The organism is Rossellomorea vietnamensis (genome assembly GCF_001305855.1).
GTDB classification, from domain to species: Bacteria; Bacillota; Bacilli; order Bacillales; family Bacillaceae_B; genus Rossellomorea; species Rossellomorea vietnamensis_A.
Window position 1 is genome coordinate 106,858 of the sequence record NZ_LIXZ01000015.1, and the last position, 14,381, is coordinate 121,238.

Annotated in this window: 17 protein-coding genes; 4 read left to right on the plus strand and 13 right to left on the minus strand. The window is 44.8% G+C overall.

Translation table 11 applies throughout. The annotated features are described in order from the left end of the window. Window positions 1-88: 88 nt before the first annotated feature. The 11 genes from AM506_RS16790 to AM506_RS16835 all read right to left on the minus strand — a co-directional run bounded on the left by AM506_RS16790 (window position 89) and on the right by AM506_RS16835 (window position 9,301). Window positions 89-1,861 carry a M3 family oligoendopeptidase gene (locus tag AM506_RS16790; protein ID WP_060673625.1) on the minus strand — a complete coding sequence of 591 codons (1,773 nt, stop codon included), beginning with the start codon at window positions 1,859-1,861 and terminating at the stop codon, window positions 89-91. Window positions 1,862-1,939: 78 nt separating this feature from the next. Further along, window positions 1,940-2,902: a DUF2268 domain-containing protein gene (locus AM506_RS16795; RefSeq protein ID WP_060673626.1), complete on the minus strand. Its 963-nt coding sequence runs from the start codon at window positions 2,900-2,902 to the stop codon at window positions 1,940-1,942. A 125-nt stretch (window positions 2,903-3,027) separates the two neighbouring features. Then, complete coding sequence (locus AM506_RS16800; protein WP_060673627.1) at window positions 3,028-3,471, minus strand: cell wall hydrolase; 444 nt, start codon at window positions 3,469-3,471, stop codon at window positions 3,028-3,030. Between the two features lie 96 nt (window positions 3,472-3,567). After that, the gene (locus AM506_RS16805; protein WP_060673628.1) at window positions 3,568-4,653 is read right to left on the minus strand and encodes a hypothetical protein; all 1,086 of its coding nucleotides are present in this window, start codon (window positions 4,651-4,653) and stop codon (window positions 3,568-3,570) included. A gap of 75 nt (window positions 4,654-4,728) precedes the next feature. Then, window positions 4,729-5,253 (minus strand): hypothetical protein, encoded by a 525-nt coding sequence (locus tag AM506_RS16810; protein WP_060673629.1) that lies wholly within the window; start codon window positions 5,251-5,253, stop codon window positions 4,729-4,731. A 37-nt stretch (window positions 5,254-5,290) separates the two neighbouring features. Continuing rightward, a complete protein-coding gene (locus AM506_RS22835; RefSeq protein ID WP_160316894.1) occupies window positions 5,291-5,434 on the minus strand; it encodes a hypothetical protein in 144 nt (47 codons plus the stop codon). A gap of 90 nt (window positions 5,435-5,524) precedes the next feature. Further along, on the minus strand, window positions 5,525-5,977 hold the full coding sequence (locus tag AM506_RS16815; protein ID WP_060673630.1) for an NUDIX hydrolase: 453 nt from the start codon (window positions 5,975-5,977) through the stop codon (window positions 5,525-5,527). 113 nt (window positions 5,978-6,090) lie between these two features. Further along, complete coding sequence (locus AM506_RS16820) at window positions 6,091-6,828, minus strand: hypothetical protein (RefSeq protein ID WP_060673631.1); 738 nt, start codon at window positions 6,826-6,828, stop codon at window positions 6,091-6,093. Further along, window positions 6,825-7,544 (minus strand): hypothetical protein, encoded by a 720-nt coding sequence (locus AM506_RS16825; RefSeq protein ID WP_060673632.1) that lies wholly within the window; start codon window positions 7,542-7,544, stop codon window positions 6,825-6,827. The genes AM506_RS16820 and AM506_RS16825 overlap by 4 nt, the downstream gene beginning before the upstream one ends. A 110-nt stretch (window positions 7,545-7,654) precedes the next feature. After that, window positions 7,655-8,296, minus strand: coding sequence for an SDR family oxidoreductase (locus AM506_RS16830; RefSeq protein WP_060673633.1), 642 nt, complete (start codon window positions 8,294-8,296; stop codon window positions 7,655-7,657). A gap of 390 nt (window positions 8,297-8,686) precedes the next feature. After that, window positions 8,687-9,301, minus strand: a complete 615-nt coding sequence (locus tag AM506_RS16835) for an HAD-IA family hydrolase (RefSeq protein WP_060673634.1) — start codon at window positions 9,299-9,301, stop codon at window positions 8,687-8,689. Between the two features lie 115 nt (window positions 9,302-9,416). Here AM506_RS16835 and AM506_RS16840 point away from each other — a divergent pair, with 115 nt between their 5' ends. Then, complete coding sequence (locus tag AM506_RS16840) at window positions 9,417-10,199, plus strand: CPBP family intramembrane glutamic endopeptidase (RefSeq protein ID WP_200908463.1); 783 nt, start codon at window positions 9,417-9,419, stop codon at window positions 10,197-10,199. 119 nt (window positions 10,200-10,318) lie between these two features. After that, complete coding sequence (locus AM506_RS16845; protein ID WP_060673635.1) at window positions 10,319-10,513, plus strand: hypothetical protein; 195 nt, start codon at window positions 10,319-10,321, stop codon at window positions 10,511-10,513. A 91-nt stretch (window positions 10,514-10,604) separates the two neighbouring features. Here AM506_RS16845 and AM506_RS16850 read toward each other — a convergent pair whose 3' ends face one another. Beyond that, window positions 10,605-10,973: a YkvA family protein gene (locus AM506_RS16850; protein ID WP_060673636.1), complete on the minus strand. Its 369-nt coding sequence runs from the start codon at window positions 10,971-10,973 to the stop codon at window positions 10,605-10,607. A gap of 144 nt (window positions 10,974-11,117) precedes the next feature. On the opposite strand from AM506_RS16850, the gene AM506_RS16855 reads away from it, so the two are divergent. Beyond that, window positions 11,118-11,444 (plus strand): YnfA family protein, encoded by a 327-nt coding sequence (locus AM506_RS16855; protein WP_060673637.1) that lies wholly within the window; start codon window positions 11,118-11,120, stop codon window positions 11,442-11,444. A 58-nt stretch (window positions 11,445-11,502) separates the two neighbouring features. After that, window positions 11,503-12,075, plus strand: coding sequence for a DUF6434 domain-containing protein (locus AM506_RS16860; RefSeq protein WP_060673638.1), 573 nt, complete (start codon window positions 11,503-11,505; stop codon window positions 12,073-12,075). Between the two features lie 91 nt (window positions 12,076-12,166). Here the strand turns inward: AM506_RS16860 and AM506_RS16865 are convergent, their stop codons facing one another. Further along, window positions 12,167-14,023 carry a dienelactone hydrolase family protein gene (locus tag AM506_RS16865; RefSeq protein WP_060673639.1) on the minus strand — a complete coding sequence of 619 codons (1,857 nt, stop codon included), beginning with the start codon at window positions 14,021-14,023 and terminating at the stop codon, window positions 12,167-12,169. Window positions 14,024-14,381 lie beyond the last annotated feature (358 nt).

The following is a 14,381-nucleotide window of genomic DNA, read 5'->3' on the forward strand; positions in this document are numbered from 1 at the left end:
GAGTGGACAGGTACCTTGTAAGAAAAATAAATCTTTCACAAACATATGTCCAAAAAGCAACCTCCTATCACAGAGATTGCCCTCAAACTCAAATATACTTTTCTGTCTCTTCCAAATACATCTCCACCGCGTCCTTCAACGGGCTTACAGCTGCCTCCCAGAAGTCCGTCCCTAATTCTTCCTGCAGGAACTCGTTGCTCAGTTCGTCCATGGAGTGGTTCCCGGATCGAGTAAGGAGCTGGTCGTACCGTTCAGGGAATGCTTCTTTGTCCTGCTGATAGAGTGAATAGACTCCGTTGCTGAATAGATAGCCGATCGTGTACGGCAGATTGTAAAAGGCTTTCTCCGTACTGAAGAAGTGGGGGATGGTCATCCAGTTATGGGCAAACACTTCATCCACGGAGTCATGGAACCAGTCCCTTTCTGTTTCTTCCATCAGTTGAACAATGTCTCCTGCTGAAAGCTTCCCGTTCAATCGTTTGTTGTAAAAGGCTGCTTCAAACTCGAACTTGGCCGGGATGAATGTGGTGTATTTCAGTCCGTTGGTGATTTTCATCTCTAATAGAGATAGCCGGTCTTCTTCTGTTTCCGCCATATCAATCGCCGCATCCAGGACGAGATTTTCCGCGAAGGTCGACGCTGTTTCGGCTAGTCCCGTACCCACCTTGTGGGAGAAACCAGGCTGTTCATGAAGCAGAGAATTGTGATAGGCATGCCCCAGTTCATGAGCGATGGTGACGACGTCGTTGTAGTTGCCCGTAAAAGAAAGCATCACTCTGCTTTCCTTCGCATTCGGGAATGAGGCACAGAAGGCACCGTGCTGTTTGGAATCTCCAGGCTCCGCGCCAATCCATCCTTCTTCAAAGGCCGTTTGGGCAAATTGACCGAGCTTCTCACTGAAGCCACGGAATTGTCCGATCACGATATCTGCCGCTTCCTCATACGTCAAGGTCGTCTTGGATGTGAAGGTCGGAGCGTAGATATCGTACCAGCTCAGTTTTTCCATTTGAATCAGTTTGGCTTTTCGTTCAAAAAAACGGTGAAGCAAGGATTTATGTTGATGGAGCGTATCCATCATGGTGTTCACGGATCTTTCACTGATCCGGTTTTGTTCAAACATTTCCTTCAGGGGATTTGTCCATCCTCTCAGTCGGTACAGTTCATTTCGGAAGCCGGCAAAATGGTTGAAGATCGAGGCAAACCGGTCTTCGTTCTCACGGCAAACCTTGGAGATGGCTTCACCCATTTCCATCCTCGTCTCCCGGTCATTTGAGAGCATCCCGCGAATATAGGCCATATCGAAGGAAATGTATTCCGTCTTCCCATTATCCGTTACCGGCACTTTCAATCGGGCGTATTCCTGATCATAATGATCTTCCCAACCGGCAAATCCGTCAACGGAAAGGCTATGAATCAGCTTCTCCATCTCGGGATCAAGCTGGTCCTTCACCTTTCTCCTCTGTTGCTTTAGGAACCGCTCACTGCCTGCCACTTCCCTCCGTCCGATAAAGACTTTCCAGTCCTCGTCTGCCATATGGGCAAGACACTGACTATACCCGAGGAGCAAGGTGTCCATTTTTGCCTGCAGCTGAGTGCTCCTGGCGCTTAGATCCTGCGCTTCCCCATCCATGACATCCACCGATAGCAGGCAGATGATATATTCATCCATGTGAAACGCTTCCGTATAAAGGTCCTGCACACGTTTCGTGACGTCAACCGCTTCATCGGGATTCATCCCATGCTTCAATATGGATTGCGTTTCCTCGATATGTAGAAGAATCTCCTGAATTTGATCTTTCACCGGCCCGCTTCCCGGTCGTACACTTCCCAGATTCCATTGTTTGTCACGTACTTGGTTCACGTTAATCCCCTCCTATTACTCTATTATGATGGTATAGAAAATGGAAAATTTTACATCATCCTGAAGTCTGAGATTGTCTCATTCATAGGCCGTGATTTTCTCAAAGTCGCTTCCTGCTATGATTTCGGCTTCATGCATGCTGGTCCATCTTCCAATCGCGATTTCAGGATGATTCTTTCTGTAGCTTTGAACGATTTCATACCCGATTTTGTAGTTTGCCCATTGGGGAATACCTTTAGAAGAGTTTCCTTCTCTTAGCTTCTCGTAGTACTTCATGTCATCGGAGTATCTAAGTTCAGTAATCTCAGCCACTACCTTCTCCCTTTCCTCCGTTGTCATTGGTTCTTGCCAAGGGGCATCAATCTTTGGATAGATGGTATGGGCAAAGGCATCTGCCTTTCCTTCCACCACAACCCCACCGAGGATGGTCCTGATCATTCCCCGATTACTTTCTTCTGCCATGAGATGGTGGTATTCATGAGCGACGGTGTACTTCAAGATGTCTTCTTTCATGGATGGTGAAAGTTGCAGCACAATTACATCCTCTGACAAGGCAAACCCCGATACACCCCCCATTTGCTCCACTGTAAACGTATCCTCTGGGTTCGCTGGCAAAATAATTAATTTCTTATCCTTACCCGGAAGTTCTTTAGCTGATTTCATCAATGCTTCTTTCATAATCCCGCTGGTCGTATCCTTCTCCTTTTCCAAATCCTTTATGGATTCTGCAAGCTTGTCCACTTCTGAGGACGGATCAAAAGTATATCGAAAGCTGATTTCCTCCATATTGGACTTCTTTTTAAATGGCTCAAACACCTTTTCAATGAACACGGTCTCATTGCTTTCCCCCGTCTTTTCCCGTACGGTGTCTACGTACTCCTGCACTTCATCATACATATAAATGATTTCGAAATTCTGTTCCTCTTGGGAGAAGGTGATAGGTGTTTCCTGTTCCTTCTTATCCACTGGCTCTTTATTGGAGCATCCCACAAACATGAACCATAATGCCGGTATGAGTAACACCTTCCCAACCGTCTTCATGTTGTCCATCCCCTCCATTCATTTCCATTTGTTACTAACTATACGTTTCTCATTTGGAAATAGTTTCAAATAGATACGAACAAAAAAAGAACCACCCGATTCTAACCAGGAAGTTCTCATAATCCTCACCCGCCGGTGTATACACTTGCACACGTCCCTGCTGCCGGTTCATAGTAACAATGATTTTTGAATTGTCCCGCAAACGGCTGATCGTACCATGTCGGGGGACAAGGCGCATAAGGATTGAAATACCAAAGGGAATACTTTGCAGGATGCATCGCCCAATAATCCAGGTTCTTTTTGGCTAATCGTTTCTCAACGGATCGTGCCCTGTTATAGAAGAGATTCCCCTTTTGAACCGCTTCAAAGGAGTAGTTACCGCCCTGCACCTGGAAAATGACCTGGCGGATGCTCCTCACCTTCTTGAAGTCCAAACAATCCGCTTTCGCACGGTTCACGATGACATTGCCCACGTAAAGCATCCCCTGTTTCCCTTCGCCTTCCGCTTCCGCTCTCATCATCCTCGCCATCAAGGCCACATCGGCATCGGTGTATTTGACTCTTGGCATTTTACTCACCTCAGAATAGTTTATGAGGAATACCGGGTTTCATGTCAGGAATTATTCGAGAAGGTGCAGTCGAATAAGCTTTCAACGCCATCTTTTTTAAAATTGTTCAAGTTCCTTTAAAAGAAACCCAATCCGCTCTTGAATCTGCGCCTTCGTCCCGTACCGGATCACTTGCTCACGGCTCAAAGACTCCTGTTTCAGAAGCTGATCATGTTCATGGGTCATGGTGACGAGCTTCAAGTACACTTCCACATTCAGGTCATTCCATTTCTGCTTCGAACCGTTCACATACCCCTCCACGAAACCTTCTGCACTGGCCTTTAATTGTGGGATCAAGAGATGGTATTGGTTCTTACCATGCCGCTTTGTATTGTGCAGGGCATGAAACAGTGTCCGGTAGTTGAAGACGTAATTGGCAGCGAGGGAAGTTCCTGTATAGATAATCGGGAACGGGTCGATCATTTTGACGCCGCTACTAGTGAAAATCATATTCTCAGGCGACGTATCCTGATTCGTCAGGACGAGCTTTTCCCGTTCGACGGACCGGGCTGCAAGCAGCTCATCCCCTATGCTTCTCACTTTCTCCTTATCAAAAGAATAAGAGCTTTCAAGAAGGGACTCCCATTCTTCTCGGTATTCTCCCGTCTCTTCCCAAATGAACGCACTTAGGTCTCCCTCGTATTGCCCTTTGATCTCTCCTTGTTCCCCTACTGTTATGTATCCGATGCCTGGAATGGGAGAATCCAGCTTTTCAAGGGCCAGGAAGAACTCACCTAGTTCCCTTCCATACCGTTTCGATTGATCCGGCGTCTGTCCGGCAAGCCCGACTGATTTTCCGACATACGTTTCAATCGTATAGGTTAATTCCTCAGAGATGCAGTATTCATAATGTGCAGGACACATCCCTTTCCCCGTCCTGTTGGCATGCTCATAAAAGGCCTTGGTCCCGGCATAATCCGCTTTGAGCTCATCTCTGTTGAAGACGACCTCTTTTTCATATGCGATTCTCTTCGGGATGCGGAGGACGAGCTGTTCTGCCTCGATCAAGTAGGCGTAGTGCCAGGCACCTTCTCCTAATCTGGTGATCTCGGAATCACTTGAGATTTGTTTTAGTCCTTCGTTTTTAAGAGCTTTATTGATGAGCTCCTGTTCTGTAAGTGCTGTGGTTGTGAGGAAATGCATTTTGTATGGTCTCCTTTTTGTCTACTTTTCTATTGGTGCTGATAATAGTACGGCCTCTCCCCCACTGTCACCAGACTACTCTATTTCGCTGATTATCTTTCCTTCTTTGTCATAATACTTATAGTTCCGAAAGGTATATTCTTTTTCCTCAGTGAGTGGAAGTTCAGCCCAAGTAACAGTCTCTTTATTCGGTGTAAAATCCCGCTGGACTTTTTGACCATTGATTTCTACTTCCATCCGCGCTATTTCATTACCATCATTTGTCACATATAAAAGGGTTCGATCAAAAAGATTGAAGGATGCAAATGTCTGATCTTCCGCAACCTCCAAGAGAGTCCATCGATAATTCCCTATCTTATCTTTTTCAAACTCTATATATCCTGGACTATTATCAGCCAAAAAAGAAGCCACTCTCCAATCATCAAAATCTTTTATTTCCAGGATTTTAATAGATCGATTTTCATACCCTTCCACAGAATGGATGACCTTGACGATGGAATCTTTGTCATTTCCGTAAACTTGTTTATCCTCAAAAAGGTAAAACATCAGTCCCCCGAGTAACAGGAGTCCTGTCAGAAAGAATAGTATTCTCCTTTTCAAATGGTTTCCCCTTTGTCGTTATACCAGGAGGTTTAGCCTACAATCCTCCACCAAACCCGTTACTATTCGATTTCACCCTCTCCAATTCCTGCAGCTGTTCTTCCTTGCTTCCCCTCAAAGTCCTTCTGCCAAGCGCACCCGCAAGACCGAGGAATATAATGATTCCTATGAATAGCCCCATTTAGAACACCTCCTTAGTTAGCATGTACTTCCTCTATTTATATGCTATGCCCTACCTTACGATACACATCAACCAATGTGTCAATCTGCATCATTCATTGTCTGAGGCACTCTTTTTCCACGCTTCCTCAATCGCCCAATAATGATGCTCATGTACCAGGAGACTTTTCGCATCCTTACGATCCATCCACACTGGAACATGGTCATCTTCCAATGGTTCCAGCATTTGTTCATTCAGCTCAACCAGATAAAAGTGGCCTTCACCAAGGAAGGGTTCTCCCTTTCTTGAAAAAAAGTAGCACATCGCATTTCCGATATAAGTTCTAATCGATACATCGTAACCTGTTTCCTCCATCATTTCTCTTTCCAGGCACTCTACATGACTTTCATTTTCTTCCATGCCGCCACCAGGCAGAAAGTAATGACCCGTCTTGTTTCGAACCGTCAGGATTTTGTCTTTTTCTTGATGAAAGATGACGGCATAGACACCTGTTCTCTTTAGATAATCCAATCCAGGAACTTTTTCACCGAATACTTTTTCCACTTATTCGCCCTCTTTGTTAAATTTGTAATCCTAAACCAATTATTCCAAATTCACACAATATTCTCAACCCAAAAAGAGGAATGACCCTAATGTAGGATCATTCCTCTTTTTCCTTAAAACTCGCCCCGTTCAATCTGATACTGGTCAAGCAGCTGCATATGTTGCTCACGGACATTCCCTTTGTAGTAACTTGAGTTGTTTGTGCTGTTTTTCCATTTGACTTCCTTGTTATTCTCATCAAGTGGTATCCAACCGAACCGGGAGTGTATTCCCATATTGATGTTATCCCCGAAGAGTGGGTCAGGAGCATCACTACCATCTGATAAAGTCAATGCGTCTCCCCATTCTCCGGGAATCTTCATTGCCCCGTAGGAGTTGCCTGCCAAAGAGGCTTCAGTCTTCATCAAGATACCGGGAACATAATGCTGTTGTTCTCCGCTACTCGAGTAACCCCTTTCCCTCGTGAAATAATACTGCAATGTTTGAATGTCACTGCCGGGGTTGATGTTCCAGACGATATGGAAGCTTGACGGATCATTCCCATCGAGCATCCATACCTTTGGCTCCCCGTCGGTCCGGACGGCTTTTACCTTCCACCCGGTCAGATGTCTCTCCCAATAGCTAACACCATATTGATCTTTATCTGAAAGGAAAGGTGCCACCCCGTGACCATCATCGAGCTTCAGAAAATCCTGTATTTCAACGGCTTGTGCATTGTGAAGGGAGGAATTGATCTGTGACAGTATTTCTTCATTTTTCGGACGTGAATCTGTTTTTTCTACATACAGCCAATAGAAAGCAAATAACCCTACGAAAAGGACTCCCCCAGCCAGGATGCTTCTCTTCTTCATGGTTTTGCCTCCTTCAGCACTGTTTCAGGGAAGTGGTAATAATACTGGGTCTTTCGAGTTGAGATGAGGATCCCTTTCCCGTCCTGTTCCACATAGATATCCGGCTCGAGGCCGCTTCCCCATTTCGGCTTGGTGCCGACCAACTGAAACGGAAAGCGTTCTTGATTCGAATAACGGCCGCCTGCTTCATCAAACCATTGCCAACTTTCAAATTCGACTTGATCCACATCAGAAAGTTGCTTCTTCAGTTCCTCCTGATCCAAGGTCCGTCCCTCACCAGATGGATGGATGACATTGAGGGAAGCTTCTTTGGTCCCTGATATGTAGGTGGATAGGTGGTTTTCTGGATAAATAAGGGATTGGACCGGGATGGTGAGCAAGATTCCTGCCAGGAAGATGAAGTTGGCCAGGAATCCGATCCAGGCAAACCGGCGATAGGTGTCCCAACGATCTTCTTTTCGATTAAGAACTGCGTATAGGATCCACACACCAAGTGGCAGGATTGGAATTTTTACAAAGGTATGAAACCATTCCATGTTAATCGTAAAGGAAAACAAGCCTACAAAAATGGCGAGGATGACTTTCCACACCTTTGGTTTTGCCGAAAGCTTTTTATACACTCTAAGTGCAAGATAGCCAATGACCGCCCACTCCATGATGGACATCACGGTCGACACGATGCTAAATGAATAATCGATATTAATGATGAATATCACCCCTTTTTTCTATGTGCCCCCTATTTTACCATCTATAACCATATACTGGTCCGCCCGATTTTACATAAAAAAAGAATGACCATCCAACGATGATCATTCCTTCCTTTTATTTATACGTTTTTAACGGCTTCTTCTATTCCAGTGCTTCCTGAAATAAGATCGAATCCTTTGTTAAACGTGCTCGCTTCCGTCAACGATGCCACGATCGTTTTCGCCACATCTTCACGCGGAATGGATCCTCTTTCAAGATTCTCACCCGCCGATACCTTACCAGTACCTTCTTCGTTCAGTAATCCTCCCGGACGGATGATCGTATAGGTGAGTCCGCTGTCCTCAAGTGCTCGGTCCGCAAAGTGCTTCGCCACATAATACGGCTTCAGGGAGTCGTTCCAGTTCTCACGGTGATGAGCCTGTAGGGCACTTACGATGACGAAGCGTTCGATTCCCACCTCTTTTGCGGCCTCCATCGTTTTCACCGCTCCGTCAAGATCGATGAGCAGAGTCTTGTCTGAACCTGTGCTGCCACCTGATCCTGCAGCGAAAACAACAGCATCGGCTCCCTTCAATCCATTAGAGATTTGATCAACCGTACCTTCCAAGTCAACGAGTGCAGCTTCCACACCTTCCTGTTCGAAAGACTGTACCTGCTCTTCTTTTCTCACGATCGCTCTAGGCGTATGCCCGTCATCCTTCAAGAATCCGACCACTTGCTTCCCGATCTGTCCATTTGCTCCAACAACTGCTACGTTCATAACCTCATCTCCTTATTCCGATAATTTTGGTATGGATTCATCATCCCATGTTTACTAGGGTGATGACAAATCATCTGTTTGATGTGTGCTCATATAATGTATCCGAAATGGGGAGGTTCAAAACAAAGATGAGCACATGCAGTCGTAAATGGAGAACGATTTTGAAAAGGAGAAGGATATTGGTAGTGTCATAGACTTCTGAGAAGTGGAGTATAGTCATAAGTGGCGTCGGCGGACAGGAATTGCGTCGTTTTTTCATTTATTGCGTCATTTTTCAATTAATTGCGTCGTTTTCACGATAATTGCGTCATTATTTTATTTTATGCGTTATTTACCAAAATTACCCACAAAAAAAGACCATCGAGGTCCGTCCCTCAATGGTCTCCATCCTTAAATAATCTTATACAGTTCCTCTACACTCGTTACTACGTAGTCAGCGTGGGGATTCTCTACCCGCTCATCTGCAAAGTAGCAGGAACTGATTCCGGCATTTTTCCCCGATTCGAGATCCAGATCCCGGTCGCCGATCATGATCGCTTCTGATGGATCGATATCATGTGTGCGGATCAGATGCTGAATGGCATTCGGACTCGGCTTCCTTTCAAATCCGTGTTCGGAGGTGATGAAATCAGAGAAGTAACCCGTCAGCCCGAAGCTCTCCAGCATCGTGATGGAAGACTGACCTCTGTGGGTGTACAGATAATTCTTTCTTCCGGTTTCATGAATGAACTTACAGATTTCAGCGATTCCTTCAAAGGGCTTGGACAAGTCGAACTCGACTTCTTTTCTGCGGGTATCGTAGGCTGTGATAAATTCGTCACCAATCCCATACTTTTCGCCATAGTGATTGAGTGCGTAGGTCACCGATACCTTCATCTTTTTCATGATATCTTCCAGTGGTTCATCGATCCCATCCATTTCAAGGGTTTCCTTGAAACTGCCTGCCATGACAGGGTATGTATCGAAAAGTGTGCCGTCAAAGTCCCAAATGATGTGCTTGTACATGTCCAATCCCCTCTCTTATGTAAACTATCTTCATATTACCATAATGAAAATTCAGCAGATACAAAATAGGAAAATTATGCTAAACTGTTTTCAACGATTGCCCAAGGAGGCTGACATGATCCGTTCACAGCGTACCCTTTTCCTACTAAGCTCTGCCGCCCTGTTTTTCTCGGGTATCATTTTTCTTTCGTATCGAACATACGCATGGGGAATGCTGCCGATGATGGGGCTCCTACTCCTCTATTTATCTACTAAAAACAACCGATCCGTCGCTTCCTTGTTCTTTTTCTTTCTTATCGGGTTCCTGATCTTTCAATGGGCAACAGGCTGGATAAATGGATGGGATATCTCAAAAGAAACCAACATCCTTTTGAACAGAAGTTTTCTTCTATTCCTCCTGATTTCCTTAGCCGTCTCACAATGGCTAGCAAAGGAAAAGGTCCGATTCTACATGAGATTTCCGGATAGGAGTATGCGCATTTCCATGCCTTCACACACAATTTCACTACCGCTTTTTTTATTGATCGGACTTGCGGGATCAAGCACCATCTTCATACCCCTAATCTGGTCGGAGGGAATCAGTGAAGTGAAATCATTATTCCTATTCGCAATAGGTTTCACCATCCTGAACGCTACGCTGGAAGAACTCATTTGGAGAGGCGTAATGCTGTCAGCGTTGATTCGAAACACCTCAGTCGTTTATGCCATCACCGTGACAAGTATCGGATTCGGACTCCTGCATCTCTCCATAGGAATCCCACTTCTTCTCAGCCTCCTCTTCTCTTTCGGAGGATTATTTTACAGCATCGTAGTCTTAAAGACAGATAGCATCTATCCTTCAATCGCCTTTCATATGGTGATGAATATGGGGATGGTGGTGAATGGGTGGATAAACTAGACATACTAGCTGAGAAAAGAAAGGGTGTGCATGTATGAAATATTATTTATGGACATTTACCTACTATTCAAAGGAATATACAGAAAGATCATACTCACCAAAATAAAGAGGTGAATAGAATGGAACTCTTTATTATTTTTATAAGTGTAATTATCCTTATCGTGTTTCTCTTTATCTTTTACATCATAGTGGAACGGGCCGTTCGTGAAGGCATAAATAACTCCGTAATCGGAAGGTACCTCGAAGAAAAGCATGGAATTAAAGAACCACAGGGAGATGAAGATTTATATGACGATAGGTTCAAGGGGGAATGATGGTTGGTTGGGATGATAGTGGTTTGGACACAAATATTTTCGTAATAAAAAAAGTATCATCGACCCAAACGTCAATGACACTCTCTCTTTATTACAACTTCCCATCAACCTCAGACGTATCCACACCTTCACCGAACCAGTCGGCGAGCTTCGCCTTGGCTTTCGCTTTCACCTCATCATCGATATACATGGATACCTGCAATAAAGCGAGACCGAGGGCGCCAAGGTCATCTGTGAAACCGACCCCGACTGCCATGTCCGGTATGAAATCCGTTGGAAGGATGAAATACCCGAGTGCCCCGATGATGATCATCTTCGACTTCTTCGGAACATCCGGTTTTTGCAGGACAAAATAAAGGAGAAGCGCTGTATACACGACGGAATGTCCCGCCTTCAAGCCGTACCTTTTCAATTTATCCCAGAACTTTTCTTCTGAAAAATGTTTCTCCGTGTTGTCCATATCAGTTCCACCTCCGTATTGAGACGCGTGACAATCTCTTGTTCTTCTCATTGTAGAAGGTTCTGGGAAAATAGACAAATGTTTGGCCACCCTGTATTTACGTTATAATTCAATTACGCAAAACAATTTGAAGGAGTGGTCCATATGCTGAATGCCATCATCTTATTCATCCTTGCCGGAATCGCTGAAATTGGCGGGGGTTATCTTATCTGGTTATGGCTTCGGGAAGGAAAACCCGCCTATTGGGGAGTCGCCGGCGGGATAGCCCTGGCCCTTTATGGCGTCATCGCCACCTTCCAGTCCTTCCCTTCATTCGGCCGTGTCTACGCTGCTTATGGCGGAGTGTTCATTGTCCTGTCCGTCCTGTGGGGATGGGGAATCGATAAGAAGACACCTGATCTGTATGATTGGGTCGGTGCCGGGATATGCATTGTTGGAGTTGGGGTGATGCTGCTTGGGCCGAGGCAGTAGACAAACAAGAACACTTGTTCTAAAATAGGTTTAAATGGAATTTGAGGAGTTGGTAGCATTGAGACCCACCTTAAACAGGGATACACCAATTGAAATGTTTGAAAAGTACTATTGGTTAAAGGAAGAACTGAAATCATTCTGCCGCGCTAACGGAATCAGCACTTCCGGTTCAAAGATAGAGCTATCGGATCGAATTTGCACTTTCCTAGAAACAGGTGAAATCAAAAAGCCCGTCAAAAAATTAAAAGGGATTCGAAAAACAAACCATCATAATGAAGTGTTAAGTCTAGATACCGTCATTACTGAACATCATCGCTGCAGTCAAAACGTCAGAACCTACTTTAAGTCTGTCATTTCCGGTTTTCATTTCTCTACTTATATCCAAAACTATTTTAAAAATAACGCAGGGAAGACGTATCGTGATGCAATCGAAGCTTGGTATGAAGAAGACAAACGGAAGAAAGACCCGGCATACAAGAAGAAAATCGCACCTCAATTCGAATACAATCAATTCACCCGTGACTTCTTTGCCGATCCGGCCAATAAAGGGAAGAAGAGAGAAGATGCCTTTAAAGCCTGGAATGAAATCAAGATGCTTCCGGGGAGTAATAAATATGTTGGTGGTTCTTAAATGCAAAGAAGGTCCTTCCCTAATGTTTTATCCCACAGAGTAAAAAATGCCCCCGGACCCTCTTACAGAGGACTCCGGAGGCTTTTCTATTTTAAAGTTGCGTCAACGTATTGGTTACCGTCATAATCGTAATGATGAACGCATTGATGAACCCTGCAAGATAAGGATTTCCCGTTACCTTGTAAATCTTACGGGAAACAATGGCTGCCACCATCAGGATCACGATGATCGGGAACAGCCAGATTCCGATGATGTGGGACAGATCATTGTAATATACTTCCCCTGTCACAAAGAAGGCAATATACTGGATGGCCACCAGGATGATGATGGCAAGTGAATTGAACAGGGTCAATACGGCCGTGTTCATCCATTCCTTCTGCTCGAGTTTGATAAAGTTAAAGCTATTGATGGCAATGGAGTTCGCTACATAGAATACAAGGAAGAAAGGTAGATATTTCAATGCGATCAACAGTTTATCAGGGGTGAATGTTTTTACTGTCAGTACCCATAAACGAAAATCTGTTTTGAAGAAATAATCTGCTATGAACACAAGGCTGTACGACAATACCGTGACACAAAGGGCAAGCCCGATCGTTTTTACCAGCGTCCGGAAGCTGATGACCACCCCTGTCACCCTCAGATCCATTCCGTTCTTCTTGGAATAGAAGAAGTAGCATGCCCCCACAACCATTAACGTAAAGAGACCAGTGACCAAACACCACATTCCGATATAAAAAGGCGGGAACTGTGGAAAGAACGGTGTAATATGTTCCACAGACCAGGTAGATAACTTCAAATAACTGAAATAGGACACGAGCGCACCCGCAATGAGACCACCCCAGAACCACAGCTTCCCTCGTCCATCACGGAATGTCATTGGCTCCGCTTCCTTTTCAGCTCGTAATGAAGCAAAAGTTTCAGTATAAAGAAGCCACTTCGTGATACTCACGATGAAAATCACAAAACCGACCAAGCCTACAGCATTAAAGAACACTTTGTATTGCCAAACCTGGTTGTCTGCTGCTTTGGGATGAGGTGCACCAAGTGAATCTTCGAAAAATTCCAGAGTACTCGTCACGACATCCTTAGAAATATGGTTCCACGGATGGATCTGCGCAGGATTATAGATGACCCTCGCTGCTTCTTGACCGTCTACCTCCTGCTTATAGATCTTGTAGCTCTTCCGCTTCTCCCCTCCGGATGGATCGATTCCGAAATTCAGGAATGATTGTGCAGGATCCGTATCAATAAAATCCCTCGGAACAGTGGCAGTTCCGTCCTCTTTCAAACTTCTGAAGAAAAATTCATCGTACTGTGCGGCCACGATTCCGACATCCCTGGATCCATATACATTCACATACTCACGATTCTTCGGCTGCATCGACCAATACAATGGCTCTGCCGGATCACTCGTATACATGGCATCATTGGCAATTAACAGCACAGACGAAATCAAAGGTTCTTCCTTCTTATTATCTTCATTGATGGACCAGTTGGCAGCACGTGCTCCATTGGAATGACCCGTTACCCCAATCTTACTTTTATCTACATAAGGAAGATCCGCCAGTAGCTCTACGGCATCATACATGCCCGTCCCCCGGTTCATCCATTCCTCCGGTTTCACGGCATCCGAATTTCCATGTCCGTACATATCAATTGAAATGACGACGTACCCGCGTCTTGCAAGCTCCACATAATTCAGATCCTGCATCTCCCTCGTATTGTACCAGCCGTGACTTGTCACAATCCCCGGTACCGGATTGTCCTTCGACACATCATCCGGAACATACAAGAGCGCACTCATCATATGACCCGAGGGAGTTTCCCACCGCAGATCTTTTACGGTCACCTTCCCACCTGACGTTTGTACAAATGAAGCACCTATCGCACTGATTAAACACAAGACCAAAGCAATGACAACCCAACGGAATGACTTCCTTCTGCTCATCTCTTTACCCCCTGTAGCTCGTTCTTATAGGTATGTGATGTGGATAACCCTACAGTTTAAGGATATTGGGGTTGTCAGAAAAAAAGACCTGGGGGCAATAGATTGATTGACTATATGCGAGAAGGTGGCTGTGTTGATGTCATTTCGTTCGAGGAATTTTTCTTGATTCATCACCTTAAGATAAAAGTTTTGTCCATTTGATTTTTACATATGATTAATTATCAGAAAATTAGCTTTATTTTCCGAGCATCCCATCATACAATGAATATATCGAAACTAAAGGAGGCTGTTTTCATGAGAAACATTGCGATGGTAACCGTACGAACATATAAGGGTGGAACGCCTTTTTAATGTGACG

Excerpts from the sequence above, each read along its gene's own strand:
- AM506_RS16865 (WP_060673639.1), bottom strand. The coding sequence starts at position 14,023 with ATGAGCAGAAGGAAGTCATTCCGTTGGGTTGTCATTGCTTTGGTCTTG.
- AM506_RS16845 (WP_060673635.1), top strand. The coding sequence starts at position 10,319 with ATGGAACTCTTTATTATTTTTATAAGTGTAATTATCCTTATCGTGTTT.
- AM506_RS16805 (WP_060673628.1), bottom strand. The coding sequence starts at position 4,653 with ATGCATTTCCTCACAACCACAGCACTTACAGAACAGGAGCTCATCAAT.
- AM506_RS16830 (WP_060673633.1), bottom strand. The coding sequence starts at position 8,296 with ATGAACGTAGCAGTTGTTGGAGCAAATGGACAGATCGGGAAGCAAGTG.
- AM506_RS16840 (WP_200908463.1), top strand. The coding sequence starts at position 9,417 with ATGATCCGTTCACAGCGTACCCTTTTCCTACTAAGCTCTGCCGCCCTG.
- AM506_RS22835 (WP_160316894.1), bottom strand. The coding sequence starts at position 5,434 with ATGGGGCTATTCATAGGAATCATTATATTCCTCGGTCTTGCGGGTGCG.
- AM506_RS16795 (WP_060673626.1), bottom strand. The coding sequence starts at position 2,902 with ATGAAGACGGTTGGGAAGGTGTTACTCATACCGGCATTATGGTTCATG.
- AM506_RS16835 (WP_060673634.1), bottom strand. The coding sequence starts at position 9,301 with ATGTACAAGCACATCATTTGGGACTTTGACGGCACACTTTTCGATACA.
- AM506_RS16855 (WP_060673637.1), top strand. The coding sequence starts at position 11,118 with ATGCTGAATGCCATCATCTTATTCATCCTTGCCGGAATCGCTGAAATT.
- AM506_RS16820 (WP_060673631.1), bottom strand. The coding sequence starts at position 6,828 with ATGAAGAAGAGAAGCATCCTGGCTGGGGGAGTCCTTTTCGTAGGGTTA.
- AM506_RS16850 (WP_060673636.1), bottom strand. The coding sequence starts at position 10,973 with ATGGACAACACGGAGAAACATTTTTCAGAAGAAAAGTTCTGGGATAAA.
- AM506_RS16800 (WP_060673627.1), bottom strand. The coding sequence starts at position 3,471 with ATGCCAAGAGTCAAATACACCGATGCCGATGTGGCCTTGATGGCGAGG.